Here is a 25,160-nt window from a genome sequence, read left to right on the forward strand (position 1 = left end):
CGACTCGCTGACCTACAGCGAAGACGACGCACTGCGCACTTCGCGCCCCGCTCTGGAACGCTTGAGCCGCCTCGGGCACGTGCCGGACTCGGCGAATCCGGGAGCTCGCCGGTGACACGAGCTCCTACGTGACGGGACAGGACCTGCTGGTCGACGGTGGCCTGTCGCTCGGGCAGCCGAGGGACGAGATGGTCAAGATCCGGGACGCCATGGCCCGCATCGTCGCCGACTGACCCGGGCGGTGGAGACTCCGGGATGCCGGGGCTCCTACCGCAGGGCGTGTCCCGCCGGGGCGGGGGCGCGACCGATCTCGTCGAGGAGCACGCCGAGCCGCGCCGTCGCCTCGTCGGTGAACCCGGCGTCGGCGAGCAGCCGCCCGACAGCACCGGCGACAGCCGCTCGAGCGTCCCGGATCCGGTTCTCCCCGGCCGGGGTGAGCTCCAGGTGGCGCACCCGGCCGTCGTACCGGCCCGCGCTGCGGCTGATCAGTCCCTGGTCGGTGAGGTCGTCGACGAGCTTGCGCGTGGTGGACCCGGACGTCGACATGACGCGAGCCACCTGGTTCGTCCGCAGCCGCCCCCCGAGGAGGACGGTGAGCACGGCGTACGCCCGGGGGTCGAGGTCCTCCTCGCGCAGCGCGGCGGCCTCCGCGGCGGCCACGACACGCGCGGCCCGCGCCAGCTTCCGGCTCAGGCCGGTCATCCCCGGCCGCGCGTCGACTGAGTTCACGACCGGACCGACGTATCGGCCCGGTGAAAGTTCACGGGCCGCGACTGTGCCGGCCGCCACCCGACGGGTGTCAATCCTTCGCCCGACGAGGCGTACCCCCGCCCTGGAGAGACTGCTCGCGGCCATGTCCGCGCTGAGAACGAGCTTTCCGGCCACGTACTGCCTCGGTTCTGAAAGGTTCGACCTCACGGCTGGTCGGCCGTCGGGTCCGGCATGGCATCCGTTCGCCGCCTTCCTCGGCGGTGTCCGGGACCGAGGCACCGTGGCCATCCGCTGACGACAAGGAAACCGTCACCATGACCACCGCAGCCCGTGCAGCTGACTTGCGCGCCGCGCTCATCGGACCCCTTTTCCTGCCGGGCGAGCCCGGTTACGACGAGGAGTGTTCGACCTACAACCTGGTGACCCCGCTGCGCCCGGCGATCGCCGTCGGGGCGGCCGGTGTCGCCGACGTCCAGGCCGCGGTCCGGTTCGCCGCGGCCGCCGGGACGAGCGTCGCGATCCGCGGCGGCGGGCACATCGTCGCCGCGCCGTCCGAGGGCAGCGTGCTGATCAACATGCGGCGGATGAACGCCGTCACCGTCGACCCCGAGGCCCGGGTCGTGCGGATCGAGGGGTCGGCGCTGTGGCAGGACGTCCTCGACGCGCTGACCCCGCACGCTCTGGCCGCGCTGAACGGCTCGTCGCCCACCGTGAGCGCCATCGGATACCTGCTCGGCGGCGGCCACAGCCCGACCCTGGGGCGTTCGCGGGGATGGGCGGCCGAGTACGTGAGCGCCATCGAGATCGTCACTGCCGACGGCGAGGCGCGCCGGGCCACCGCCGACGAGAATCCCGACCTCTTCTTCGCCGTACGGGGTACCAAGGGCAACTTCGGCGTGGTCACCGCGATCGAGACCCGGGTGTTCCCGATCGCCCGCATCCTCGCCGGGGGGGCTCTGGTTCGCCGGTGACGACATGCGCCCGGTCCTGCACGGCTGGCGTGAGTGGGTGGCGTCGGCGCCCATCGAGATGTCGTCGTCGCTCGCCGTCCAGCGCCTGCCGGCGGACCCGAACCTGCCCGAGCCGTTGCGCGGTGCGTTCGTGGTGCACGTCCGCATCGCCTACGCCGGGCCGGCAGACGAGGGTGCCCGGCTGATCGAGCCGCTGCGCGAACTGGCGCCGATCGTCATGGAGACGGTGGCCGACCAGCCGTACACGCAGGCCGCGACCATCCACCTGGACCCGCCGGTGCCCCTGCCGTACTTCGACCGCTCGATCGGGCTGCGTGAGCTGACCGCCGACACCGTGGAAGCGCTGATCGACGTGGCCGGGCCCGGCACCGGCTGCACCCTGGCCAGCATCGAGATCCGGGCGCTCGGCGGAGCCCTGGACCGGGAGCCGCGGGTGCCGGACGCGATCCCGGCGCGCGGCCTGCCGTACCAGCTCTTCGCGTTCGGCGTCGGTCCGCGGGAGACGGCCGACACCAACCGTGCCGCGCTGGCCGGGGTGATCGACCGGCTGCGGCCGTGGGCGGACGAGCGCCGGATGGTCAGCTTCCTGTCGCCGGACGAGGCGGGCAGCCAGGCGGAGATCGCGGCGCTCTACGGCCGGGAGCGCTACGAGCGGCTGGCCCGGATCAAGGGCGTCCACGACCCGGCGAACATGTTCCGGGTCAACCACAACATCGCCCCGGCGAGCTGATCGGAGCGCCGGAGCCGGCGTGACAACGATCGGCTGCGGTTCTCCCCGGCATCCTCCGGTGGCTACTACTACTGCTCGGCGGCGGCCGAGAGGCGGTCCAGCAGCATCGGCACGGCGTTGAGCATCTCCCGTTCGGCGGAGCTCAGCCGGGTGGCGATGGCGTCGGCCATCACGCGGCGGCGGGCCAGCCGGTCGGCCTCCAGCGCGGCGGCGCCGGCCTCGGTGAGGGTGATCACGAAAGCTCGGCCGTCGCTCGGGCTGGCACGTCGCTCCACCAGGCCGAGGGCTTCCAGTTCGCCGACGGTCCGGCTCATGCTCTGGTGTTTGATGCCGCGCTGGGCCGCCAGCTGCGCGATCGTCAGTGGCCCCTGGTGCAACAGCACGCCCAGCGCCTCGGAACGGGTCGGGGGCAGGGTGTCCGCGGACGCCCGGGTGGTGCGGACGAAGCGGCCGACAGCCTGCCGGAGCCGCTCGGCAAGCTCTTCGTCTGGGCTCAGTGCCATGGCACAACAATACAGGGCCGCTGTATCTCCCTCTCCTTCTCGGCTGGCGGCTTTACAGCATTGCTGTACAGTCTCGCTGTATTCATTACGCGAGGAGAAGGCCATGCAGCTCACCAAACACACCCATGCCTGTGTCTCGTTCACCGACGGCGGCGGTGTGCTGCTCATCGATCCGGGCACGTTCACGCCGAACGCGGCCGAGCTGATCGCGGGCGCCACCGCCGTGCTGATCACCCACGAGCACTTCGACCACTTCGACGACGCGGCGCTCGCGGCCGAGCTCGACCGCCGGCCCGAGCTGCGCGTCTTCGGGCCGGCGGCGGTGCGGGACAAGCTGGGGGAGCGCGATGGCCGGGTGGTGGCGGTGCGTTCCGGGGACCGGCTCGACGTGGCCGGCTTCGAGGTGCAGGTGCACGGCGAGCGGCATGCCGTGATCCATCAGGACATTCCGCTGGTGGACAACGTCGGTTACCTGGTCGAGGGGCGGGTGTTCCACCCCGGCGACTCGTACCGGGTGCCGGACGTCCGGGTCGAGACACTGCTGCTGCCGACCAGTGGCCCGTGGACCAAGTTCGGCGAGGCCGCCGAGTTCGTCCGGGCGGTGCGCCCGGCCCGGATGATCCAGGTGCACGAGCTGATGCTCAGCGAGCTGGGGCAGAACTCGGCGCGCATGCTGCTCGGCGAGAAGGGGCTCACCGGCGTGCCGCTGGAGATCCTGCCGGCCGGCGAGTCAGTGGACGTGTGAGGTCGCGCTCTACCGCGGGCCCGTGTCATCTGTGCCGGGGGTGGCGACGTGCTCGCCCATGTATACAGCTTAGCTGTAGGTGTTTGCGCAGAAAGGCTGTACAGATCCGGCGAGGATTTCTCGCGATTCCCAGCTCGCCGCGGTCACGCGGCTCACCCTTGGTGACCTGGCCGGTCCCGGCTGACCGGTGGTTCCGGGGTTACTGATCGACATCGGTTGATAAAAGAGCACATCGGTGCAACCCTTTCCGGGAGCGCTCCCAAATCCCCGTGAAGCCGAAGAAGGAGGACACACCGTGCCCCCACGCGCGTCCCATCGATCCGGCCGGCATTCCCTTTCCGCCGCGCCCCGGCCAGCTCACGTGCTGGTCGTGGTGCTCGCCCTGCTCGCCGGCGTGCTGACCTGGGCCGGCCCCGCCCAGGCCCACGGCACCATCGTCAACCCGGCCTCCCGCGCCTACCAGTGCTGGAAGACCTGGGGAAGTCAGCACACCAATCCCGCCATGCAGCAGCAGGACCCGATGTGCTGGCAGGCGTTCCAGGCCAACCCAGACACCATGTGGAACTGGATGAGCGCCCTGCGCGACGGCCTCGGCGGCCAGTTCCAGGCCCGTACGCCGGACGGGCAGTTGTGCAGCAACGGCCTCACGCGTAACGACAGCCTGAACCAGTTGGGCGCCTGGAAGCAGACCACCGTTAGCCGCAACCTCACCGTGCAGCTCTACGACCAGGCCAGCCACGGCGCCGACTACTTCCGCGTCTACGTCAGCAAGCAGGGATTCAACCCCGCGACCCAGCGCCTCGGCTGGGGCAACCTGGACTTCATCACGCAGACCGGCAGGTACGCCCCGGCTCAGAACATCTCCTTCAACATCTCGACCAGCGGATACACCGGTCATCACGTCCTGTTCGTGATCTGGCAGGCCTCGCACCAGGACCAGACCTACATGTGGTGCAGCGACGTGAACTTCGCCTGACCGCGAGGAACAATCCTCCGCCCGGGACGTCAGCCGGCGTTCCGGGCGGAGGCATCAGGCGTCCCGACCCGAGGTGAACCGATCATGATTGCTCTCCGGAAGCCCGAGCGGCACGGCCGCAGCCGGTATGTGTTGGCGGCAGCGGTCCTGCTGGCCGGGACCCTCGGCGCGGCCGCTCTGGCTCGCTCGGACCGCTCACCGGCCGAACCGGCCGATCTCCAGGCCCAGATCACCACGCGGATGCGCACCGCGCTCGAACAGTCCGATCCGGGAACGCACCACCACGCCGGCCACGGAACCCAGCAGGCCCCGGCCCAGGGGGCGGCGGAGCCGGCGGTGATCTGCGGAGTCCGGGTCTACGGATACGAGCCCGCGGAAGCCGCCCGGCTCACCGAGGTCCGGACGGTCTACGGCTTCCACCTCTGCGGCATCGCCGAGCCGGGACAACCCTGGGACGTGGCCGTCAAACTGGCCGGCCCGGTGATCGTGGACATGTCCACCGACCCGGTGGGCATCCAGGTCGTCGAGGCGACCGCCGAGGTCAAGTACGTCGACCGGCTGCGCCAGATGTTCCCGGAGAAGTACGCGCAGCTGGCACTCACCCAGGCTCTGACCGAGGCCGAGATGGCCGACCTGCACAGCCGGTACTCCACCGCCGCCGGACTGTGACGGCCGGACCAGGCCGGCTCCGGTCAGCGCGACCCGGACGCCGGACGCTCGGCGGCGGTGTCCGGAGCGGCGTGCGCCGGTAGTCGTACCGTGAAGGTGCTTCCGACGTCGGGAGTGCTGACCACGGTGATGTCGCCGCCGTGGGCCTGGGCCAGTTTGCGGGCGATCGACAGGCCGAGCCCGCTGCCGCCGGTGGCCCGGGCGCGGGCCCGGTCGGCGCGCCAGAAACGGTCGAAGACGTGCGGCAGGTCGGTCGCCGTGATGCCCTCGCCGGTGTCGGCCACGTCGATCGACAGGACACCGCGCGCGGCCTCGGCGCGGACCTCGACCCGGCCGTCCGCGGGGGTGTGCCGCCAGGCGTTGGTCAGCAGGTTGCCGACGATCTGCCGGAACCGGATCGGGTCGACGACCACCCACGGGTCGCCGGCGACCGTCAGCGTCGTGTTCCGGTGCGCCTCGCACACCGGGGCCAGCAGGTCCCGCACCGGTTGATCTTCCAGGGCCAGCGCCAGCGTGCCGGCGTCGGCGTCGGCCAGATCGGCCAGGTCGGCGACGATGTGCTGCAGCAGGCCGGTCTCCTCCAGCAGCAGGCGGACCATGTCCTGATCCAGGTCGGCGAGGCCGTCCTGGCCGGCGGTGAGCCAGTTGCGCATGGTCGTCAGTGGACTGCGCAGCTCGTGGGCGATGTCGTCGACCATGACGCGGCGCTGCTGTTCGCTGCGCTCGCTGCGGTCGGCCAGCGCGTTGAAGGCGGCCGCGAGCCGGCCGATCTCGTCGTTGCGGGCGATCCGTACCGGCGACGGGCGGCTGGTGGCGCCGTCGGCGGCCGCGGTCAGCGCCCGCAGCGGACGGACCAGCCGCAGGCCGACCACCAGGGTGGCGGTGACCGCGACGGCCAGGACGAACGCGGTGACACCGGCGATGCGCCGGGTGCTGTCCGGGGACAGGTCGAACACCGGCAGCGGCGGATGGGCCGGGCTGGTCAGGTACAGCCGGGCCGGCGCCGCGACGTACGGACGCAACTGCTCCCGGCGTGCCCGGTCGATGCAGTCCTGGATGGCCTGCCTGTTGCCGACGTTCGCCGGGTCGCTGTAGACCGGGACGAAGTCGGTGGAACGGAAGGTCACCTCGGTCAGCAGCCGCTCCTTGAGGCAGCTCGTGAGCCGGATCTGCAACTGCTCCAGCGCGGCCCGCTCGCTGGTGACCGGGTAGTCCTCGCGGAACGAGCAGTCCCGCTGCTGCTGGCGGGGGCTGTCGGCGGCCAGTCTCACCACCAGCCGCCCGGCCGGGGTCTCCTCGACCGTCGCCTTGATGCCCTGGTCCTGCAGGCACCGGAGCCGCTTGGTGGCCAGGGCGTGCTGCAGGGTGCGGTCGCGCCCGGTGATCAGGTAGGGCCCGACCGCCCGCGGATCGATCACCGCACCGAGCGGATCCACCAGCGCGTCCGGCCGCGCCGGCAGCGGCACGCCCGGATGGCTGGCCGCGATCATCGTCCCGCCCGGGGTGGTCAGGGTGATCTGCCGACCGGTCTCGCCGGCCAGCCGCCGTACCTGCGGCTCGACGTCCTTCCAATTCGGATGCTGGGCCGCGTACCCGAGCAGGGTGTCGTGGATCAGGGAGTCGACGGCCAGCGACTGGCTCTGTTCCTTCTGCACGGCGCGGGTCGCGGTTTTCGCCGCCAGCCAGGCGGCCGCACCGACGGACAACACCACGATCAACACCGAGGTGCCCAGCAGCCGTACGACCAGACTGCGGTGCACCGGCACGGCCCGGCTCATCCGCGTCCGCCGCCGGTCAGTTTGTACCCCACCCCGTGGACGGTCAGCAGCTGTTCCGGGCGGCGCGGGTCGCGCTCCAGTTTCCGCCGCAGGTTCACCACGTGCATGTCGATGCCGCGGTCGGTGGCGTTGCGGTCCTGGCCACTGATCCGTTCCACCAGCTGGCGGCGGCTGAACACCCGTCCCGGCTCGGCGGCCAGCACCGCGAGCACCGCGAACTCGCCGCGGGTGCACGCCACTTCGAGGCCGTCGACCCGTACCGTGTGCCCGGCCGGATCCACCTCGATCCCGCCGACCCGCAGCGCGTTCCCGACCGGCGGCCGGGTCGTCGCGCGGCGCAGCAGCGACCGCACCCGGGCGACCAGTTCGCGGGGGTCGTAGGGCTTGGTCAGGTAGTCGTCGGCGCCGATCTCCAGGCCCAGCACCCGGTCGTCGGCGCTGGACCGGGCGGTCAGCATCAGGATCGGCAGGTCGTGATCGACCCGGAGCACCCGGCAGACGTCCCGGCCGTCGATCTCCGGCATCAGCACGTCGAGGACCAGCAGGTCGGGAACCCGCTGCCGGACCGCGGCGATCGCGGCGCGGCCGTCACCGACCACCACCGGATCCCAGCCGGCCGCCTGCAGGTAACGACGGACGATCTCGGCCTGCCGGGGATCATCCTCGGCGATCACGATTCGCTCGGGCACCGCCCGACTCTAGGTCGCCCGGTCCCGGCGGCCACGAAATCTGACGATCCCTCGACAAATCTCTGACGTCCCGGCGACCGGCGCCCGGCACGGTAGGTCGGCATGTGGGACGTGAGACAGCGGGACCTCCGATGAGGCGGCGGCGGGTGCTCGGGCTGCTGGCCGGATTGACGGTGGCCGGCGCCGGGAGCGGCATCGTGGTGACGAGGTGGGCTGCCCACGACGGGACGCCGGCGCCGGCCACACCCCCGGGGCCGGCGGTGGCGACGGTGGCCGTCGAGCGCACCGACCTGTCGACGGCCCGGACCATGCCCGGGACACTCGGTTACGGCACACCCCGCACGATCCGGGGCGCCGGCGGCACGGTGACCTGGCTGCCGCCGGCCGGTACGACGGTGACCCTCGGCCGGCCGCTCTACCGCAACGACGACCAGCCGGTCATCCTGCTGTACGGCGCGACGCCGATGTTCCGGACGATCCAGGGCGCCGGGACGACCGGCCGCGACGTCCGCGTCATCGTGGACAACCTGCGTGCTCTCGGCTACAAGACCGGCGACCAGCCGCACCACATCCGTCCCGGCGACGGTGTGCTCACTCCGGGCGTCGTCGCGGCCGTCAAGAAATGGCAGCAGGACACCGGCCGGCCGGTGACCGGCACGATCACGCCCGAGCACGTGGCGGTGCTGCCCGGGCCGGTCCGGGTCGCCGAGGTCGTCGCCGAGCTCGGCGGACCCGCCGCTGACGGGGTGCTGACCGTGACCGGACGCAAGAAGGTGGTCACGGTGCCGGTCGGCGCCGCGGACCTCGGCTCGATCGGCAAGGGCGACGCCGTCCAGGTCGAGCTGCCCGGCGGCACCACCACCGACGGCACCGTCACCGCGGTGGCCCGGGACGCGCGACCCGCCGCCGACGCCGAGGGCGGGCAGCCACTGGTGGACGTCACCGTGACGGTGAAGAAGGCCGACGCGGTCAAGAAGCTGGATACCGCCCCGGTGCAGGTCTCGTTCGCCGGCGAGATCCGCGAGAACGTCCTCGCGGTGCCGGTCGCGGCCCTGCTCGCGCTGCGTGAGGGCGGCCACGCCGTCCAGATCGCCGATGGTCCGCTGATCGCCGTCGAGACCGGCATGTTCGCCATGGGGATGGTCGAGATCAGCGGCGACGGCCTCGCCGAGGGCAGCCGGGTGGTGACGGTCTCATGAACCCGCCCGTTCTGGCCGTCCACGACGTCGGCATGGTCTACGGCACGGTCACCGCCCTCGACCGCGTCACGCTCACCGTCACCGCCGGGGAGCTGCTGGCGATCGTCGGCGCCTCCGGCTCCGGCAAGTCGACCCTGCTCAACATCATGGGCACTCTCGACCGGCCGACCTCGGGCACCGTCACCGTTCGCGGTCACGACGTCCGGCGGCTGTCCGACCGGAAACTGTCCGCGCTGCGTGCCCGGCACATCGGCTTCGTCTTCCACCAGTTCCACCTCACCGACGGCGTCTCCGCCACCGGCAACGTCGCCACCGGACTGCTCTACGCGGGCGTGCCCCGGCGCAGGCGTCGCCCGGTGGCTCGGGAGGCGCTCGCCCGGGTCGGTCTCGGTCACCGCCTCGACCATCGCCCGCACGAGCTCTCCGGCGGTGAACGGCAGCGGGTGGCCATCGCCCGCGCGCTGGCCACCGGCCCCGACCTGCTGCTGGCCGACGAGCCCACCGGCGCGCTCGACACCGTCACCGGCCGGGCCGTGCTCGACCTGCTCGTCCGGCTCAACGCCGAGGGCACCACGATCGCCGTCATCACGCACGACCGCGACATCGCCGCGGCCCTGCCCCGCCGCGTCGAACTCCGCGACGGCCGCGTCGTCACCGACACGGGGCGCGCATGAGAACCGTCCGCCTGTCGCCCGTCGACATCGTCGCGCTCGGCCTGATGGGTCTGCGGGTGCGCCGGGCCCGTGCCGCCCTGTCCGCCCTGGGCATCGCCATCGGTATCGCCACCATGGTCGTGGTCATGGGCATCCCCGCCTCCAGCCAGCAGGCCCTGCGGCGTGACCTGCAACGGCTGGGCACCGACCTGCTCCAGGTCAGCGCGCTGCCCGACCAGCAGCCACCGGTCGCGTTCGCCGAGCAGGCCACCGGCATGACGCGGCGCATCGGTCCGGTGACCGGCGCCTCCGCCATGGCCAACACCCACTGCACCATCGCCCGCAACGAACGCGCCGACAACTCCGCCGCCACCGCCGTGCTGGCCACCGAGCCGGGCATCCTCGGCCTGCTCGACGGCACGGTGCGCTCCGGCCGCTGGTTCGACGCCACCACGCAACGGTTCCCGGCGGTGGTGCTGGGCGCCGAAGCCGCCGGCCGCCTCGGCATCCGGGACGCGGCCGGCGGCCCCCAGCTCTACATCGGCCGCCGCTGGTTCACCGTCACCGGCATCCTCGACCCGATCCCGCTGGCCCCCGAGATCGACCGGGCGGCCCTGGTCGGCTGGCCGGCCGCGGAACAGCAACTCGGGTTCGACGGCCGCGCCACCGTCATGTACGTCCGAAGCCACGACGCCGCCGTCGAAACAGTCCGCGAGGTCCTGCCCGCCACGGTGCTTCCCCAAGCGCCCGGCCTGGTCCGCGTCACCCGGCCGTCCGACGCGCTGGCGGCGAAACGGGTCTCCGAATCCACGTTCAGCGGCCTCTTCCTCGGCATGGCCGGCGTGGCGCTGCTGGTCGGCGGGATCGGCGTGGCCAACACCATGGTCATCTCGGTGCTGGAACGCCGCCGGGAGATCGGCCTGCGCCGGGCCCTCGGCGCGCACCGTGGCCAGATCCGCGCGCAATTCCTCGCCGAGTCGGTGGCTCTCTCCCTGCTCGGCGGGGTCACCGGCACCCTGCTCGGGGTCGTCGCCACCGTTGCCTACGCCCTGCATCAGCAGTGGCCGCCGACCGTGCCGGCCCAAGCCCTCGGCCTCGGCACCGGCGGCGCGCTCCTGGTCGGCGTGCTGGCCGGCGTCTACCCCTGCATGCGGGCCGCGGGCCTGACCCCCACCGAAGCTCTCGCCTCCACCTGACGAAAGGCCACACCCCTCCATGCGTACGCGAATCGTCCCTGTCCTGATGGTGTTTCTGCTGACCGGCTTCTTCGCCGGGTGCGGCGGCCCGGCCGACGAACCGGCCCCGCCGCAGGTGGCCTCCCTCGCCTCGCCCAGCAGCGTCGCGTCCGACGCCGTGTCCCGGGCCGCGCCGATCATCCGCCCCGACACCACGGCGGCGGAGGTGTTGCGGATGCAGCAGCCGTGGTTCCAGTGCCTGAAGGAGCACGACGTGCCGACCCGGGTGACCGAGGGCGGTCTGCTCGACCTGGACGCCGGTGCCAAGGTCAACGGCCGGATCCGGGCCTCCGAACCGGACATGCAGAAGGCCTGCGGCGACCTCGAGCCGAAGCTCGCCCCGGAGCTCGACGAGGACCGCAACCCGTACTGGGCCGACGACAACGACAACTACCACGAGTGCCTGGTCGAGAACGGCGTCGACCTGGTCAAGAAGGACGGCCATTGGGTTCCCGGCCCGACCTGGGGAGACATGGTGCCGGACGAGGGGCGTGACCTCGCCTGCCAGGCCAAGGCCTTCGACGGCCGCAAGGGCTGACAACCGCCGGCAGGCCCTCGAGCCTGCTCGCGCCGCAGCCTGCCGGGCCGCCCGTCCCGCGGGCGCGGCGCGGGCCTGGTCCGCGGGGATCGGCGGCGGGCTGACCAACCTGGAGCCGCGGGCCGTCCCGGAGCGTGCTGCGCTCCCGGAGCCTTGTGCCGCACACTGTCTCCGACAGATCGATCGACTGTGGAGGGTTCGGTCGGGCGGGATGGCGCAGCGTTGTGTGACCGGCGCCCGCACCGGCGATCACCTCGCCGGCCGGACAGTCCGGCCGCCCAGGGCCCGCCTGCTGCGCGAGGCCCGCGACGAGGTCGTCCGGGCCCAGCGGCTGCTCGACCTCGAAGATTGGACAGGAAACGCCCGATGAGCTCCCGATCGTTCCTCTTCCTACTGGCCGGCGCCCGCCCGGACGGCAACACCGAGCTGCTGGCCCGGCACGCCGCCGCGGACCTGCCGGGCGGCGCCGTCCAGCGCTGGATCCGGCTGGGCGACGCGCCACTCGACACCTACGAGGACCTGCGGCACCTGGACCCGCCGCGCGAACGCGTCCCGGCCGGCGCCGAGCGGCTGCTGCTGGACGCCACGCTGGAGGCCACCGACATCGTCATCGCCTCCCCGCTGTACTGGTACAGCGTCTCGGCCTCCGCCAAGCTGTACCTGGACCACTGGTCCGGCTGGTTGCGCGTCGGTGAGCCCGGCTCGTTCCGCGCCCGGATGCGGGCGAAGATCCTGTGGGGCGTCTCCGTCTACAGTGGCGACGATCCCGCCGACGCCGACCCGCTGTTCGGCACCCTGCGGAAGTCGGCCGACTACTTCCCGATGCGCTTCGGCGGCCTGCTCCTCGGCCAGGGCAACCGCCCGGGTGACATCCTCCAGGACACTCCGACGCTCACCCGGGCCAAGCAGTTCTTCAGCTGATTCCGGCCGCCGGTGTACCGGGTCAGAGGTGGACGCGGGCAGTGGGAAGGTGCGGCCGATCCCAGTGCGAACCGTCGATGCGTGCCGAACGTGAGAGTTGCGGGCCAGAAAATCTGTGTCGCAGGGACTAGACTTTCTTGGCGAGGGCCACTAGTGTTTCTCTCGTTGACAGGAAAGATCGCGACAGTGCGGCTGGCCGGGCGTCAAGCAGGGCCCGGATCGTTCGTGGCTCGTCCGGCCCCGCCCTCGGGTGCATGACCGCACCCGGCAAGGCAAAGCAGTGGTAAGGCACGACAAGACCTTGACGTAACTCCAGGTCAGGGCACTTGCAGGCAGGGCCGATGCAGGTTCGGGGCTCCGCCTGATGCAGGAAGTCGCCGCACGTGCGCGGGGCCATGGAATTTGCGTGGGGCTCCCGCACCGGCAGATGGCACGACAAGCAGCACAGGTAATGGAAGCAGAGGAAAGGGAGGGTCAGGCACCGTTGGATCGCCCGCCCGTCAAGGACGCAGTTCCGGTCCTGGGGTGGACACCGCAGCTCCCATCGAACGTGAGGTGGTCTCCGGTCACGCTGATGCGATCCTCACACCGCAAGCCGCTGAGTTCCGCGGCCGGTGTGGACACGACAAGCCGGCGAACCTGCCGGTAGATGGTGTAGTAAACCCGTAACCCGGGCCCCGGTGCATGCGCGCCGGGGCCCTCGTCATGCGGGTGCGCCCGGTGTCCGTGCTCGCCCTTGGCTGTGCGGCCCGGCCGGAGGGGTGGTGGCGCACCCCACCGCCCAACCTGATGATCACAGGAGGTGGGCGCGGCCCGGACAGCCGACGTCGGCAGGCCCGGACCGACGGCCAGGTCGCCGGTGTGCGCGACGAGTTCCCAGCGGTGTTCCGTAGTGCGGCCCGAGTGTCTGACGGCCGGCGCCGTCGATGGCCCGGGCAGGAGCAGCCGGGTGAAACGCTGAACGGCGGCCCGGTCAGGAACAGCCGGATGAAACGCCGAACGGCGGCCCGCTGAACCAGCCGGCCGCCGTTCGGTGAAAGCGTGAATCAGATGACGCGGATGTTCTCCGCCTGCAGGCCCTTCTGGCCCTGCGTGACCTCGAACTCCACCCGCTGGTTCTCGTCGAGGCTGCGGAAGCCGCTCGCCGCGATCTGGGAGAAGTGGGCGAAGACGTCGGCGCCGCCGTCGTCCTGGGTGATGAAGCCGAAACCCTTGTCGCCGTTGAACCACTTCACGGTACCGGTAGCCATGTCTGCTCCTTCGCAGGCTCAAGTGGCCGCACTGTGCGGACCCCTTATGCCGCCGCGTTGATCACCCGCGTCGGAACGACACGAACAACGAAAAAGCGCCTGAGCGGGTTAGCTGAGACCCATCAGGCGCTGAAAACGTCTACGGAAATCAAAACTGCAACGAGGAGAAAGGTAGCACAGGATCCACCGTTCGTCGCCACCGCCGCCGCGGCGAAAAGCTGGGGAAGCGGTCGTCACCGGCGGGTGGGCAGGGAGTCACCCGGTCTGACCAGGTGATGTCGGTAGGCGAAGACCACCAGCTGCGCCCGGTCGCGGGCGTTCAGTTTGATCATCGTGCGGTTGATGTGCGTCTTCACCGTCAGGGGAGACAGGTACAGCCGCTCGGCGATGTCGTCGTTGGACAGGCCGTGCGCGACCAGCAGCAGGATCTCCTTCTCCCGGTCGGTGACCAGCGCGAGCTCCGGCACCTCCGGGACGGGCGGCGGGAGGTGGTGGATCAACCGGCTGACCAGGCCTCTGGTGGCCCGCGGTGACAGCAGCGCCTCGCCGTCGGCGACCACCCGGATGGCGTTGACCAGATCGCCGGGCGCCACGTTCTTGCCCAGGAAGCCGCTCGCCCCCGCCTGCAGGGCGTGGATCACGTTGTCGTCGTCGTCGAACGTGGTGAGCACCAGCACCCGCACGCCGGCGAGACGCTCGTCGGCGCCGATGCGGCGGGTCGCCTCGATGCCGTCCACCCGCGGCATGCGGATGTCCATCAGGACGACGTCGACGCGGCCGCGGTGGCACAGCTCGACGGCTTCGGCGCCGTCGGCGGCCTCACCGACGACCTCCAGGCCCGGTTCCGCGTCGATGATCATCTTGAAGCCCGCGCGGATGAGCGCCTGGTCGTCGGCGAGGAGAACGCGGATGCTCACGTCACCTTCTTCCAGCGGTGGGGGAGGCGTTGAGGCGGTCGATCGCCCGCTCGTCGGTGGGCAGCTCGGCACGGACCCGGAAGAGGCCACCGGCGACCGGCCCGGCCTCGATCGTGCCGCGGGCGGCGACGGCCCGCTCCCGCATGCCGAGCAGCCCGAACCCGGGACGGGGCCGCCCATCGCCGTACCGGGCAATGCTGTTCGTCACGTCGATGCTCACGGTGTCGGCGGTGTACTCGAGCTCGAGGGTGGCGCCGCCGTCACCGTAACGGTGGGCGTTGGTCAGGGCCTCCTGCGCGATGCGGTACGCGGCCAGGTCCACCACCGCCGGTAGCGCCCGGGGCTCGCCGCGCTGCCGGTGCCGTACGGCGAAACCGACGGCGCCCAGCCCGGTCAGCAGTTCCGGCAGGCGTGCCACGCCGGGCGCCGGTTCGGTGCTCGGGACGTCGTCCGGGTCCCGCAGCACGCTGACCACCGACTTGATCTCGTGCAGGACGGTGTCCGCGGCGGTGCGGATGTGCCCGAGCACGGGCCACACCTTCTCCGGCTCGGTGCGCAGCACGTGACCGGCGGCCCCGGCATGGACGCTGATCACCGCGATGTGGTGGGCGACGACGTCGTGCAGCTCCCGGGCGATGCGCAGCCGCTCGTCCATCACCCGGCGGCGGGCCTCCTCGTCGCGGCTGGTCTCCGCCTGCCGGGCCCGCTCGGTGACCTCGGCGACGTACGCCCGGCGCATCCGGACCGAGTCTCCCGCCGCCGCCCCGCCGAAGGTGATCGCGAACGTGGTGAGCTGGTCGGTGCTCCACCAGTCGGCGAGGTACACCACCGAGCCGCAGAGCATGAGCGAACCCCACATCACCATGGCGTAGAACCAGGGCCGGCGACGCGGGCCGGACAGCGCGGCGGAGTAGGTCAGCACGCCGGCGACGAGGAACATCGCGTCCGGGGGCCGGGCCAGCGCGATGGTGACCATGAAGACGGCGGCGCCGGCCAGCAGGACCGGCACGGGATACCGGCGGCGCATCAGGATCAGCGCGGCGCACGCCACCGCCAGCAGTGCCGTGCCGACACCCACCGGCGCCGGGCCCAGGTACGGCACCAGCGCGGCCCCGGCCGCCGCCAGCAGCACATCGCCCAGCGGGCCACGGTAACGGTCGAGGTGCGGGGGCATCCACCGGCTGATTGCCGTGTCCATGACCACGACGGTAGTGCAGCGAGCCGTTCGGATCGACCGGCGCCCGCGGTACCCCGGCGCCGCGGAAGTACCGCGTTCGCGGTATCGGAACGCCTGCGCGGGCAGGACGACACCTGCGGGTGCCCACAGGGATCGTGGAACCGCCCCGGACCGGGGCGACACGACAACGGGAGGACATCCGTGGCAACCCTCTTGTACCGGCTGGGACGGTTCTCGTTCCGGCGCCGGCGGCTGACGCTCGTCGTCTGGGTGATGCTCCTGGGCCTGCTCGGCGTGGGTGCCGCCCAGTTGTCCGGGCCGGCCAGTGACGAACTGTCCATTCCCGGCACCGAGTCGTTGCGGGCGCTGGAGGTGGTGACGGAGAAGTTCGACGGGGGTGTGGACACCGCCTCGGCGAGGGTGGTGTTCACCGCGTCCGGCGACGCCACGCTGACCGGCCCGGAGCAGCGGGCCGCCGTGCTGGCCACGGTCGCCGCTCTGCGCACGGCACCGCAGGTCACGACGGTCGCCGACCCGTACGAGGCCGGGACGATCGCGCCGGACGGGAAGACGGCTTACGCCGGCGTCTCGTACGCGGTGGCGGCGACCGGGGTGAGTGACACCTCCCGTGCGGCGCTGCTCGCCGCCGGGGACACCGCACGACGGGCCGGGATCGGCGTCGAGTACTCCGGAGAGGTCACCGAGCGGGCCGAAGCCGGCGGCGGCGCCGAAGGTCTCGGCATCGCCGTGGCCGCGGTCGTCCTGCTGATCACCTTCGGCTCGCTCGTCGCCGCGGGCCTGCCGGTGCTGACCGCGCTCATCGGTGTCGGTATCGGCGTGCTCGGCATCCAGATCGCCACCGGCTTCCTCGACCTGACCTCGAACACCGCCGACCTGGCCGTCATGCTCGGCCTGGCCGTCGGGATCGACTACGCGCTGTTCGTGCTGTCGCGCTACCGGCACGAGCTCGCGATCGGCCGCGGTGGTGAGGAGGCCGCGGGCCGGGCCGTGGGCGCCGCCGGCTCGGCCGTCGTCTTCGCCGGCCTGACCGTCATCATCGCCCTGGCCGCGCTCGCCGTGGTCGGCATCCCGTTCCTGGCCGCCATGGGTGTCGCCGCGGCCGGCACCGTCGCCGTGGCGGTGGTGATCAGCCTGTCCCTGCTGCCTGCCCTGCTGGGCTTCGCCGGCCGCAGGGTCCTGCCCAGGCCCCAGCGTCGCGGCGCCGGGCGGCCCGCCCGGACAGCGCTGGGCGAGCGCTGGGCCCGCGGCGTGGTCAAGCACCGGGTTCCCGTCCTGATCCTGTCGGTGGTCGCGATCGGCGTGGTCGCGATCCCCGGGCTCGGCCTGAGCCTGGCACTGCCCGACGACAGCATGGCGTCCACCGGGTCCACCCAGCGCAAGGCGTACGACCAGCTGTCCGAGGGCTTCGGGGCGGGCATCAACGGCTCCCTGCTCCTCGTGGTCGAGGCCGCCCCGGGGGAGGCGGCGGCCGCGGGTGAACAGGCGCGGGAACTGGTCTCCGGTCTCGGGGGCGTGGTCACCGCGGCGGAGCCGAACCAGGCGGGGGACACCGCCACCCTCACCGTCGTGCCGCGCAGCGGTCCGCTCAGCGAGGACACCAGGAAGCTCGTGCACGACATCCGCGCCCGGCAGGCGGGTTTCACCGCGGCCACCGGCGGCGCGACCCTGGCCGTCACGGGCCGGACCGCTGTCGACATCGACGTGTCGGAGAAGATCAACGACGCGCTGCTGCCGTACCTGGCCGTCGTGGTCGGTCTCGCGCTGCTCCTGCTGCTGATGGTGTTCCGCAGCGTCCTGGTGCCGATCAAGGCAACGCTGGGCTTCCTGCTGTCGGTGGCCGCCTCGTTCGGCGCCCTGGTGCTCGTCTTCCAGCGGGGACACCTCACCGATCTGGTCGGCATCGAGTCGACCGGCCCGATCGTCAGCTTCATCCCGATCTTCCTGATCGGCATCCTGTTCGGCCTCGCCATGGACTACGAGGTCTTCCTGATCCTCCGGGCCCGGGAGGAGTTCGTGCGCGGGGCGAGCCCGGACGAGGCCATCGTGGCCGGCATGCGGCACGGCGCCCGGGTCGTCACGGCCGCGGCGCTGATCATGATGAGCGTCTTCGCGGGCTTCGTCCTGGCCGACGACATCATCATCAAGTCGCTCGGGTTCGCCCTGGCGTTCGGCGTCGCGGTCGACGCCCTGCTGGTACGCATGACCATCGTCCCGGCGGTGCTGTCGCTGCTCGGCAGGTCGGCGTGGTGGCTGCCGAGGTGGCTCGACCGGATCCTGCCGGACCTCGACCTCGACGTCGAGGGTGAGCGGCTGGCGCGGCAGCTCGCCGGCGGGACGTCACCGGCGGCCGATCACGCCGGGGAGACCGTTGCCGGGCAGCGCCGGTGACCGGCTCGGCGCGCGGCTCCCTCGCGCCGAGCCGGCCCCGGTCGTCACGCCTCCCGTCTACTGCGGGTCCGCGGGGCTGACGTCCGTCGTCAGAGCCAGCTCGCGGCCCGCCTCGAGGTCACCGCGCAGCGACTCCACGCGAGCCGTCGCCAGCCCGTACGAGTCGGAGCCGAGCACCTGGTGCAGTGGCGCCGCGCCGTTCGAGGCGACCGCGATGACGGCCGCCACCACTTTGGCCGGGTCGCCGAGCTGGGTGCCCGGCATCGCCTGATGCGCGGTGGTCATCTCCCGGATCGCGCGGTAGCCGTCCGCGGTGGCCGCGGGCAGACCGAGCGAGACCGGGCGCAGGAAGTCGGTCCGCGTGTAGCCGGGCTCGACCAGCGAGACCTTCACGCCGAACTCGGCGACCTCGGCCGCGAGCGACTCGGAGAGGCCCTCCAGGGCGAACTTGCCGGCGCAGTACAGCCCCCAGCCGGGGAACGCGGTCAGGCCGAGGATCGACGACACGTTGACGATGTGCCCGCGCCGGGCGGACCGCATGCCGGGCAGCACGGCGCGCAGCACGTTCCAGACGCCGAAGACCTGCACCTCGAACATGTTCCGGACCTCGGCGTCGCTGGTCTCCTCGACCGCGCCGAGGAATCCGTAGCCGGCGTTGTTGACCACGACGTCGATCCCGCCGAAGCGGTCGGTGGTCGCGGCGATCGCGGCGGCGACGGCCCGCTCGTCGGTGAGGTCGAGCTCGATCGGCAGCAGCCGCGTGCGGTCGGCGTCGCCGAGAGCGGCGACGAGGCGTTCGGCGGAGCGGGAGGTGGCCGCGACGTTGTGCCCCTGTGCCAGCAGCTGCCGGGTGAGTTCGAGGCCGAGGCCGCGGGAGGTGCCGGTGACGAACCATGTGGTGGACATGACTCCATGCTGGTTCGCTGCAGCCGGGGCGGACATGGCTGACCAGGCCCAGCGCTGCCTGGGAACGGCATGCCCACCCAGGCGGCAGGCGCCGGGCGGGGGCTGGTGCCACGATGGGGACATGGCAGCTTCGCGTACGGAACTGGGTGACTTTCTGCGCAGGTGCCGCGCCGGCGTGACGCCGGAGGCCGTGGGATTCGACGACGCCGGCCCGGTGAAGCGGCGGGTCCGCGGGTTGCGGCGCGAGGAGGTGGCGCAGCTCGCCGGGGTCAGCGTCGATTACTACACCCGGCTGGAACAGGGCCGGCACTCGAGCCCGTCGGAGGCGGTGCTCGAAGCGCTGGCCCGGGTCTTCCGGCTGGAACCGGCGGCCCGCGCGCACCTGTCCGATCTGGCCCATCCGGTACGGCGCCGGGCGGAACAGCCACCCGTGCAGCGGGTGCGGCCGGCCATGCAGCAGCTGATCGCCTCGATGAGCGAGCACCCGGCCCTGATCCTCGGCCGGCGCACCGACGTGCTCGCCGCGAACGCGCTGGCCCGGGAGCTGTTCACGGACTGGACCAGGATGCCGCCGGGCGAGCGCAACTACGCGCGGTGGATGTTCCTGGATCCCGCGGCGGCCGAGCTGTTCGTCGACTGGCGCACGGTGGCCGCCGAAGTGGTCGGCACGCTGCGCCTCTACGCCGGGCGTCATCCCGACGACGTACGGCTGAACGAGCTGGTCGGCGAGCTGACCATCAAGAGCGCCGATTTCTCCGCGTGGTGGAACGGGCACCAGGTGCACGAGCGGACCCACGGCGTCAAGCGGATGATCCACCCCGCCGTGGGTCCGATCACGATCCGGTACGAGGCGCTGCCGCTGCCCGGCGACGCGGACCAGGTGTTGTTCGTCTACCACACCGACCCGGGCAGCAGCTCGCACGACAACCTCCGCCTGCTGGGGCTGCTGTCCGGCCGGACGACCTCAGGGCACGACCACCGCTAGGGCTGTGAGCGGATTCCGGAGACGAGCGCGGCGGCCACGTCGCGCACCTTGCGGTTGGTGTTCTGCGAGATCGTGGTGAGCACGGCGAAGGCGTCGTCGGCGTTGCAGCGCCGTTCGGCCATGATGATGCCTTTGGCCTGTTCGATGACGGCCCGGCTCTCCATGGCGGTCTGCATGTGCCGGACCATCTCGTTGGTGTGGTGGTAGAGGTGGACGTTGGCCAGCGCGACGGCCGCGTACCCGGCGAGTGACTGCGCCAGCGTGACCGAGTCGTGGTCGAAGGCCCCGGGCCGGTCGCCGTAGATGTTGAGGGCCCCGCTGATGTCGTCGTGCACCGGCAGCCCGACCGACAGGACACTGCCGGCCCCGGCGGCGGCGGCGCGTTCCGCCCAGCCGTCCCAGCGGCTGTCGGTGGCGGTGTCCGGCACGGAGATCGTCTTCTGCTCGGCGGCTGCCTGCAGGCAGGGGCCGCGATGATGTTCGTACTGTCGCTCGTCGAGTTTCAGGGCCAGCTCGCCGGTGTAGGCGGCGGTGTACGGAACGTCGCGGCGAACCAGGGTGACCGACACCTCCGCGGCGCCGGGCAGTGCTCGCCGAGCCATCGACGCGACACGGTTCAGCAGATCGTCCAAGCTGGTCTCGATGAGTTTGGTGCGTCCCAGTTCAGCGAAGACGGCGAGCGGGTCCATCGGGTCGTACGGCATGGATCTGTCGTGGTCCTTCGGCAGCCGTGATGCCGTCGTGACGGCATGACGTGAGTCGGCGGGGGGAGAGGTCGGGAAGCTCCCGAGATCTCGGGCCGCGCCGCTGCTTGACGCGTGACGGCGGCCGCGAGAGGCGGCTGCCGTCACGACGATATTACTAGTGGTGGTGTCACTGCCCGCCGTGGCGTTCACCTGTCCTGGTGCTCTTCGATCACCTGGGCGGCGGCGTCGGTCAGGCTCGCGCCGGTCTCCGCGGCTCGCGTGCGCAGCCGCGGGTAGGCGGAGCCGGGGTCGGCCGGGGCATCGGCAGCGAGCAGCCGGATCGCCTGCTGGATCATGGCGCGCAGGGCCAGCGCCCCGATCACCCCGGCGGTCATCTCCCGCTCGCCGTCGTCGAGCCCGTCGTGGTCCCAGCCGTGCGCGGTCTGCGGGTCGTAGGCCTCGCAGATCGCCGTGCTCAACGCTGTCAGGGCGCCGGGCCGCCGGCTGTAGAGGTTCAGCGACGCCACGGTCCGGCCTGATCCGGTGAACAGCGGGATCGACAGCGATGCCCGGATTCCCACCTGTCTGGCGGTCTCCCGCAGGCCGGGCCAGGCCGTCGTGGCGGAGATCAGCGGAGTCGCCACCGGACGCCCGGTCGTCAGGGCCTGCAGGCAGGGCCCGGCGTCGTCGCCGTACTGAGCCTTGTCGGCGACGACCGCGAGGTCGCTGCTGGCGGCCACGGTCTCGTAGCCGTCCCGGCCCCGGCCGGTCACGGACGCCGAGTCCGCCGCCGGTATGCGGGTGGCGGCGACCTGCGCGACGACGATGAGATCGGTCTCGATCGTGGCGCAGTCGTCCGGTGTGCCCGCCAGGCCGACCAGCCGATCCATCAGCACGCCGGACTGTGCCCGGTGCTCGGGGAACGACGTCACGGAGTCTCCTTGTGGTGGACCACGGGGTGGCCGGGGAGGGGAGGTTCGGCTACGACCGCTGGAGAATCCGGCTGGGGTCGACGGCATCCAGGACACGCCGGGTCGTCGCGGTGGCGCCGCGAAGGAGGAACTGCTGCCCCGCGGTGGTGGCGCGCGCGTGCGCGTGGAAGGCGAGGTTGGCGGCGGCCGCGCCGAAGAACGTGACCCGGGCCAGGTCGCAGCAGACCGGTCCGCCGTCGTCGAGCGCCTGGATCAGCGCGTGCCGCAGGAGCGCGACAGTGTCGCGATCGAGATCACCCTCGGCGGTCACCACCGCCAGCGGCGCGGCGGAGGCGCCGTCACCGTTGCGGGTCTCGGCCCGCCGGGAGACCACCAGAACGACAGTGCCGGAGTCGTCGGTGACCGTGGCGGCCACGCCGTCGCGGAAGAAATCGTCCGGCACATCGACACGACCGAGGCGGAGCCGGTACGGATGTTCAGCCACCATGGGGATCCGCCTCTGCCGCCGCCGATAGGACGGGCACCTGGTTTGACCCACGCACGAGCGTAGTCCCGGGTGCGCCCGGCCGCCACTGGATCGCCACGGTCCTCACCCGTGCTCCCCGGGCTCCCGGGCCCGGCCTTCGCGGTACGCACCGGATGAACCGGAGAAAGCGTACTATATAGCATTTCGTCGGCTATCGGATGCTGGCGGGAAGGCTTCGGCCCAGCTCGGCGATGGATCAGCACTCCGGCGGCGATGACACCGGGAATGAGGCGGCGGGAGGTGGGTAGCCAGGTGCCTGAACCCGGAGGGATACCGCGTCCTCCAGGCGTCCGCCACGGACGCCGGCACCACCCTGAGCCGGGCGGCGGCAGGCCTCCTGACCGACCAGGCCTGACCATCGCCGCGAATGACCATTGGAGGAGATGCTGTGTCCGGTGAGATGCCCCTCGACCCGGCTGATGCCTTCGCCGAGCTCGGCCGGATCAAACTCGGTGAGACCGACCTCGGCGGCGTCCTCGGCAAGATCGCGGACTCGGCCAAGCGCACGATCCCGGGCGCGGCCGAGGTCACCGTGACGCTGGTCCGGGCCGGCGGCCCGCACACCGCCGCGTGCACCGGCGAGACCGCTCTGGCCCTGGACGAGTCGCAGTACGAGCAGGGGCACGGACCCTGCCTGGCCGCCTCGGCCGGCGCGGTGACGCTGTCGCTGCCGGACATGGCGAACGAGTCCCGCTGGCCGGAGTTCGCCCGTCGCGCACAGGAGGCCGGGATGCGCAGCTCGCTCTCGGTCGGCCTGCCGGTCCACGAGGACGTCACCGGCGCGCTCAACATCTACTCCACCCGCACCCGGGCCTTCGACGACGAGGCGATCGAGCTGGCGCAGACGTTCTCCGGCTATGCCGCTGTCACCCTCGCCAACGCGCACCTGTACGACACGAAGGCCAGCCTGGCCCAGCACATGCAGGTGGCCATGCGCAGCCGTGCCGTGATCGAGCAGGCCAAAGGCATCCTGATGGGCGGGCGGCACTGCAGCGCGGACGAGGCGTTCACGATCCTGACGAAGCTGTCGCAGGACACCAACCGCAAGCTGCGGGACGTCGCTGCCGCGCTGGTGGAGAGCGTTCAGCAGCCCCGGCGACGCTGAACGCGCGGCCACCCGGGACTCGGCTCCTGGCGATGCCCTGGGTGGCCGGGCGAGTTATTACCGACTCCTTACCTGGGCCGGGAGCGGCGATCCGGAGCAATCCGAGCCTCGTATCGAGGGGCGACGCCGGCAATCGCGGCGGTCCGTCCCACGATGAGGAGAAGCACGTGAGAGCTCGCAACCGACGGCCTTCGCCGAAGAACCCGACACTGGTGCGGGTTCTCGCGGCCGGCACGGCGCTCGCCGCCGCCGGGGTCCTGACCGCCACCTTCGTCTCCGGTGGTGGCAAGGGCACCGCCGACGCGTCGACGAGCCTGAACCAGTACGTGCCGATCGAGCGGGTCGCGGCCGGCGTGGTGAACCCGCGGCCGGGCCGGGACGCCTCGCGCGGCCGGTTCACGGTGGACTGCGGCACGAACGGCAACGGCAAGTTCAGCCCGGACAACCCGGTGGCCCAGCCGGGGATCCGTAACGGCGCCGAGCACGTGCACGACTTCGTCGGCAACAAGGCGATCACGGCGTTCTCCTCCGACGCCGACCTGGACGCCTCCGGCACCACCTGCCGCAACGGCGACAAGTCGTCGTACTTCTGGCCGGTCGTGCGGATCGACCCGGCGGTGCGCGCCGACGGCGCCACGGTCCGGCAGGCGCTGTCCGGGACCTCCGGCGCGGTGGTGTGCCCGGCCGTACGGGATCGTCTCCCGGCCGTGCCGGACACCGCGAGAGCCGCCGTGGAACAGCAGCTGGCCGGGATGGATCAGCTGGAGGCCGCCGCGGACCGGCGGATCCTCGCCGTCAAGGGCGTGAACGCCGACCTGAACAACGAGGTCCTGCGCAAGCTGGGTGCGGACCGGGCGTCCGCGCTGGCGGGGATCGGCGACGCGGTTCGCCGGGCCGGTGGCGCGTGGCCGTCCGCGATGGTGTCGATGGCCGACTGCGACATCAGCTACGACGGTGTTCACGCGGCCCTGCACACGTCGTCCACGAAGGCCGGCCCGGTGGCGAACCCGCAGGTCCGGTGCCCCGGAGTGCGGGACAAGCTGCCCGGCGTGCCGCGGCAGGCGCTGGCCGAGGTCGATCGGAGCCTCGCCGAGCTGGACCGGCAGATCTCGGAGGCGAACGAGCGACTGGTCGCCACCCGCGGGCAGGGCGGCGCCGCCTTCGTCGACAACGCGATCCTCGGCCCGCTCAAGGCCAAGCGCACCGCCGTCCTGGACCGCATCGCCATCGCCATCGGCCGTAACGCCCCGCGTCCCGAGGGCCTCGGGAAACTGGCCACCTGCACGCTCGACGGCCAGCAGGGCAACGGCCAGCAGGGCGGTAAGCCGTCGGCCTCCCCGTCCGCCGCCGCGCTGCCCGACCCGCAGGGCCCGAATCTGGAGCTGCCGAACAACACCGGCGGCATCGTGCGCCCGGCCGCGGTGCTGATCGAGTACCGGGGCAACGCGGTGAGCAAGGTCGTACCGATGCCGAAGTTCCTGCGCGAGCTGACCGGTGACGCGAAGCCGACCAGCCGCGGCCCGGCCAACGCCCGGGCCACCTGGACCTGCTCCGGGTTCGCCGACCGGCTGTCCGACAAGTACCCGATCTGCCCGGCCGGCAGCCAGGTCCAGCGCGTGCAGGACTTCCCCGGCTGCTGGGACGGCAAGAACACCGACAGCGCCAACCACCGCGCTCACGTCGCGTTCGCCGACCGGAAGACCGGCGCCTGCCCGGCCGGGTTCGTGGCGATCCCGCAGCTGCGGATCACCCTCTCGTACCAGATCTCGCGGGAGGTCCAGAAGAAGGGCCAGTACGCCCTGGACTCGTTCCCGGAGGAGAACCACAACCCGTTCTCCGACCACAACGACTTCGTCAACGTCAACTCGGCCCAGACCATGCAGCGCATCGCCACCTGCATCAACAAGGGCAAGGACTGCCGCTGACCGCAGCCGCACCGCGAGGGTGTG

26 protein-coding genes are annotated in these 25,160 nt (G+C 71.8%); 15 read left to right on the forward strand and 11 right to left on the reverse strand.

Translation table 11 applies throughout. The features are described from left to right. Positions 1–267: 267 nt before the first annotated feature. A complete protein-coding gene (locus Acy02nite_RS39340) occupies positions 268–729 on the reverse strand; it encodes a MarR family winged helix-turn-helix transcriptional regulator (protein ID WP_203753336.1) in 462 nt (153 codons plus the stop codon). Between the two features lie 296 nt (positions 730–1,025). On the opposite strand from Acy02nite_RS39340, the gene Acy02nite_RS39345 reads away from it, so the two are divergent. Then, positions 1,026–1,682, forward strand: coding sequence for an FAD-binding oxidoreductase (locus tag Acy02nite_RS39345; RefSeq protein ID WP_203753338.1), 657 nt, complete (start codon positions 1,026–1,028; stop codon positions 1,680–1,682). 4 nt (positions 1,683–1,686) lie between these two features. Continuing rightward, positions 1,687–2,412, forward strand: a complete 726-nt coding sequence (locus Acy02nite_RS39350) for a BBE domain-containing protein (protein WP_203753340.1) — start codon at positions 1,687–1,689, stop codon at positions 2,410–2,412. A 68-nt stretch (positions 2,413–2,480) separates the two neighbouring features. Here the strand turns inward: Acy02nite_RS39350 and Acy02nite_RS39355 are convergent, their stop codons facing one another. Next, positions 2,481–2,915 carry a MarR family winged helix-turn-helix transcriptional regulator gene (locus Acy02nite_RS39355; protein WP_203753342.1) on the reverse strand — a complete coding sequence of 145 codons (435 nt, stop codon included), beginning with the start codon at positions 2,913–2,915 and terminating at the stop codon, positions 2,481–2,483. A 103-nt stretch (positions 2,916–3,018) separates the two neighbouring features. Between Acy02nite_RS39355 and Acy02nite_RS39360 the strand changes: the two genes are divergently transcribed. The 3 genes from Acy02nite_RS39360 to Acy02nite_RS39370 all read left to right on the forward strand — a co-directional run bounded on the left by Acy02nite_RS39360 (position 3,019) and on the right by Acy02nite_RS39370 (position 5,305). Continuing rightward, complete coding sequence (locus Acy02nite_RS39360) at positions 3,019–3,660, forward strand: MBL fold metallo-hydrolase (protein ID WP_203753344.1); 642 nt, start codon at positions 3,019–3,021, stop codon at positions 3,658–3,660. Positions 3,661–3,955: 295 nt separating this feature from the next. Next, the gene (locus Acy02nite_RS39365) at positions 3,956–4,636 is read left to right on the forward strand and encodes a lytic polysaccharide monooxygenase auxiliary activity family 9 protein (protein ID WP_203753347.1); all 681 of its coding nucleotides are present in this window, start codon (positions 3,956–3,958) and stop codon (positions 4,634–4,636) included. Between the two features lie 84 nt (positions 4,637–4,720). Then, positions 4,721–5,305: a hypothetical protein gene (locus Acy02nite_RS39370; protein ID WP_203753349.1), complete on the forward strand. Its 585-nt coding sequence runs from the start codon at positions 4,721–4,723 to the stop codon at positions 5,303–5,305. Between the two features lie 23 nt (positions 5,306–5,328). Here Acy02nite_RS39370 and Acy02nite_RS39375 read toward each other — a convergent pair whose 3' ends face one another. Together Acy02nite_RS39375 and Acy02nite_RS39380 are read right to left on the reverse strand one after the other, a co-directional pair. Then, on the reverse strand, positions 5,329–7,083 hold the full coding sequence (locus Acy02nite_RS39375) for a sensor histidine kinase (RefSeq protein ID WP_203753352.1): 1,755 nt from the start codon (positions 7,081–7,083) through the stop codon (positions 5,329–5,331). Beyond that, positions 7,080–7,772: a response regulator gene (locus tag Acy02nite_RS39380; protein ID WP_203753355.1), complete on the reverse strand. Its 693-nt coding sequence runs from the start codon at positions 7,770–7,772 to the stop codon at positions 7,080–7,082. The genes Acy02nite_RS39375 and Acy02nite_RS39380 overlap by 4 nt, the downstream gene beginning before the upstream one ends. A 131-nt stretch (positions 7,773–7,903) precedes the next feature. Between Acy02nite_RS39380 and Acy02nite_RS39385 the strand changes: the two genes are divergently transcribed. From Acy02nite_RS39385 to Acy02nite_RS39410, 6 genes are all read left to right on the forward strand, one after another. Next, positions 7,904–8,971, forward strand: coding sequence for a peptidoglycan-binding domain-containing protein (locus Acy02nite_RS39385; RefSeq protein ID WP_203753358.1), 1,068 nt, complete (start codon positions 7,904–7,906; stop codon positions 8,969–8,971). Then, on the forward strand, positions 8,968–9,645 hold the full coding sequence (locus Acy02nite_RS39390) for an ABC transporter ATP-binding protein (RefSeq protein ID WP_203753361.1): 678 nt from the start codon (positions 8,968–8,970) through the stop codon (positions 9,643–9,645). Before Acy02nite_RS39385 ends, Acy02nite_RS39390 begins: the two co-directional genes overlap by 4 nt. Further along, positions 9,642–10,820 (forward strand): ABC transporter permease, encoded by a 1,179-nt coding sequence (locus Acy02nite_RS39395; RefSeq protein WP_203753363.1) that lies wholly within the window; start codon positions 9,642–9,644, stop codon positions 10,818–10,820. Before Acy02nite_RS39390 ends, Acy02nite_RS39395 begins: the two co-directional genes overlap by 4 nt. 46 nt (positions 10,821–10,866) lie before the next feature. Next, entirely contained in the window at positions 10,867–11,397 is a 531-nt protein-coding gene (locus Acy02nite_RS39400) for a hypothetical protein (RefSeq protein WP_203753367.1), read from the forward strand. A 211-nt stretch (positions 11,398–11,608) separates the two neighbouring features. Then, a complete protein-coding gene (locus tag Acy02nite_RS39405; RefSeq protein ID WP_203753370.1) occupies positions 11,609–11,767 on the forward strand; it encodes a hypothetical protein in 159 nt (52 codons plus the stop codon). Beyond that, positions 11,764–12,318, forward strand: a complete 555-nt coding sequence (locus Acy02nite_RS39410; protein WP_203753372.1) for a flavodoxin family protein — start codon at positions 11,764–11,766, stop codon at positions 12,316–12,318. Before Acy02nite_RS39405 ends, Acy02nite_RS39410 begins: the two co-directional genes overlap by 4 nt. 1,046 nt (positions 12,319–13,364) lie before the next feature. Here Acy02nite_RS39410 and Acy02nite_RS39415 read toward each other — a convergent pair. The 3 genes from Acy02nite_RS39415 to Acy02nite_RS46865 all read right to left on the reverse strand — a co-directional run bounded on the left by Acy02nite_RS39415 (position 13,365) and on the right by Acy02nite_RS46865 (position 15,683). Then, positions 13,365–13,568 (reverse strand): cold-shock protein, encoded by a 204-nt coding sequence (locus tag Acy02nite_RS39415; protein WP_203753375.1) that lies wholly within the window; start codon positions 13,566–13,568, stop codon positions 13,365–13,367. 233 nt (positions 13,569–13,801) lie between these two features. Then, positions 13,802–14,485: a response regulator transcription factor gene (locus tag Acy02nite_RS39420; protein ID WP_239175632.1), complete on the reverse strand. Its 684-nt coding sequence runs from the start codon at positions 14,483–14,485 to the stop codon at positions 13,802–13,804. A gap of 1 nt (position 14,486) precedes the next feature. Next, a complete protein-coding gene (locus Acy02nite_RS46865) occupies positions 14,487–15,683 on the reverse strand; it encodes a sensor histidine kinase (protein WP_239175634.1) in 1,197 nt (398 codons plus the stop codon). Positions 15,684–15,863: 180 nt separating this feature from the next. Between Acy02nite_RS46865 and Acy02nite_RS39425 the strand changes: the two genes are divergently transcribed. Then, a complete protein-coding gene (locus Acy02nite_RS39425) occupies positions 15,864–18,071 on the forward strand; it encodes an MMPL family transporter (protein ID WP_203753382.1) in 2,208 nt (735 codons plus the stop codon). 57 nt (positions 18,072–18,128) lie between these two features. Here Acy02nite_RS39425 and Acy02nite_RS39430 read toward each other — a convergent pair whose 3' ends face one another. Next, positions 18,129–18,977: an SDR family NAD(P)-dependent oxidoreductase gene (locus Acy02nite_RS39430; RefSeq protein ID WP_203753385.1), complete on the reverse strand. Its 849-nt coding sequence runs from the start codon at positions 18,975–18,977 to the stop codon at positions 18,129–18,131. 121 nt (positions 18,978–19,098) lie between these two features. Here Acy02nite_RS39430 and Acy02nite_RS39435 point away from each other — a divergent pair, with 121 nt between their 5' ends. Beyond that, on the forward strand, positions 19,099–19,962 hold the full coding sequence (locus Acy02nite_RS39435) for a helix-turn-helix transcriptional regulator (RefSeq protein ID WP_203753389.1): 864 nt from the start codon (positions 19,099–19,101) through the stop codon (positions 19,960–19,962). Here the strand turns inward: Acy02nite_RS39435 and Acy02nite_RS39440 are convergent. The 3 genes from Acy02nite_RS39440 to Acy02nite_RS39450 form a co-directional block, all read right to left on the reverse strand. Further along, positions 19,959–20,666, reverse strand: a complete 708-nt coding sequence (locus Acy02nite_RS39440) for a GAF and ANTAR domain-containing protein (protein ID WP_203753392.1) — start codon at positions 20,664–20,666, stop codon at positions 19,959–19,961. The genes Acy02nite_RS39435 and Acy02nite_RS39440 overlap by 4 nt on opposite strands. Positions 20,667–20,854: 188 nt before the next feature. After that, on the reverse strand, positions 20,855–21,580 hold the full coding sequence (locus Acy02nite_RS39445; RefSeq protein ID WP_203753395.1) for a GAF and ANTAR domain-containing protein: 726 nt from the start codon (positions 21,578–21,580) through the stop codon (positions 20,855–20,857). Positions 21,581–21,629: 49 nt separating this feature from the next. Next, the gene (locus tag Acy02nite_RS39450) at positions 21,630–22,067 is read right to left on the reverse strand and encodes an STAS domain-containing protein (protein ID WP_203753398.1); all 438 of its coding nucleotides are present in this window, start codon (positions 22,065–22,067) and stop codon (positions 21,630–21,632) included. Between the two features lie 439 nt (positions 22,068–22,506). Here Acy02nite_RS39450 and Acy02nite_RS39455 point away from each other — a divergent pair, with 439 nt between their 5' ends. Then, positions 22,507–23,211 carry an ANTAR domain-containing protein gene (locus Acy02nite_RS39455; protein ID WP_203753575.1) on the forward strand — a complete coding sequence of 235 codons (705 nt, stop codon included), beginning with the start codon at positions 22,507–22,509 and terminating at the stop codon, positions 23,209–23,211. A gap of 167 nt (positions 23,212–23,378) precedes the next feature. Then, the gene (locus Acy02nite_RS39460) at positions 23,379–25,136 is read left to right on the forward strand and encodes a DUF1996 domain-containing protein (protein WP_239175635.1); all 1,758 of its coding nucleotides are present in this window, start codon (positions 23,379–23,381) and stop codon (positions 25,134–25,136) included. Positions 25,137–25,160 lie beyond the last annotated feature (24 nt).

Origin of the sequence: Actinoplanes cyaneus, assembly GCF_016862095.1 — a bacterium.
Taxonomy (GTDB): Bacteria; Actinomycetota; Actinomycetes; order Mycobacteriales; family Micromonosporaceae; genus Actinoplanes; species Actinoplanes cyaneus.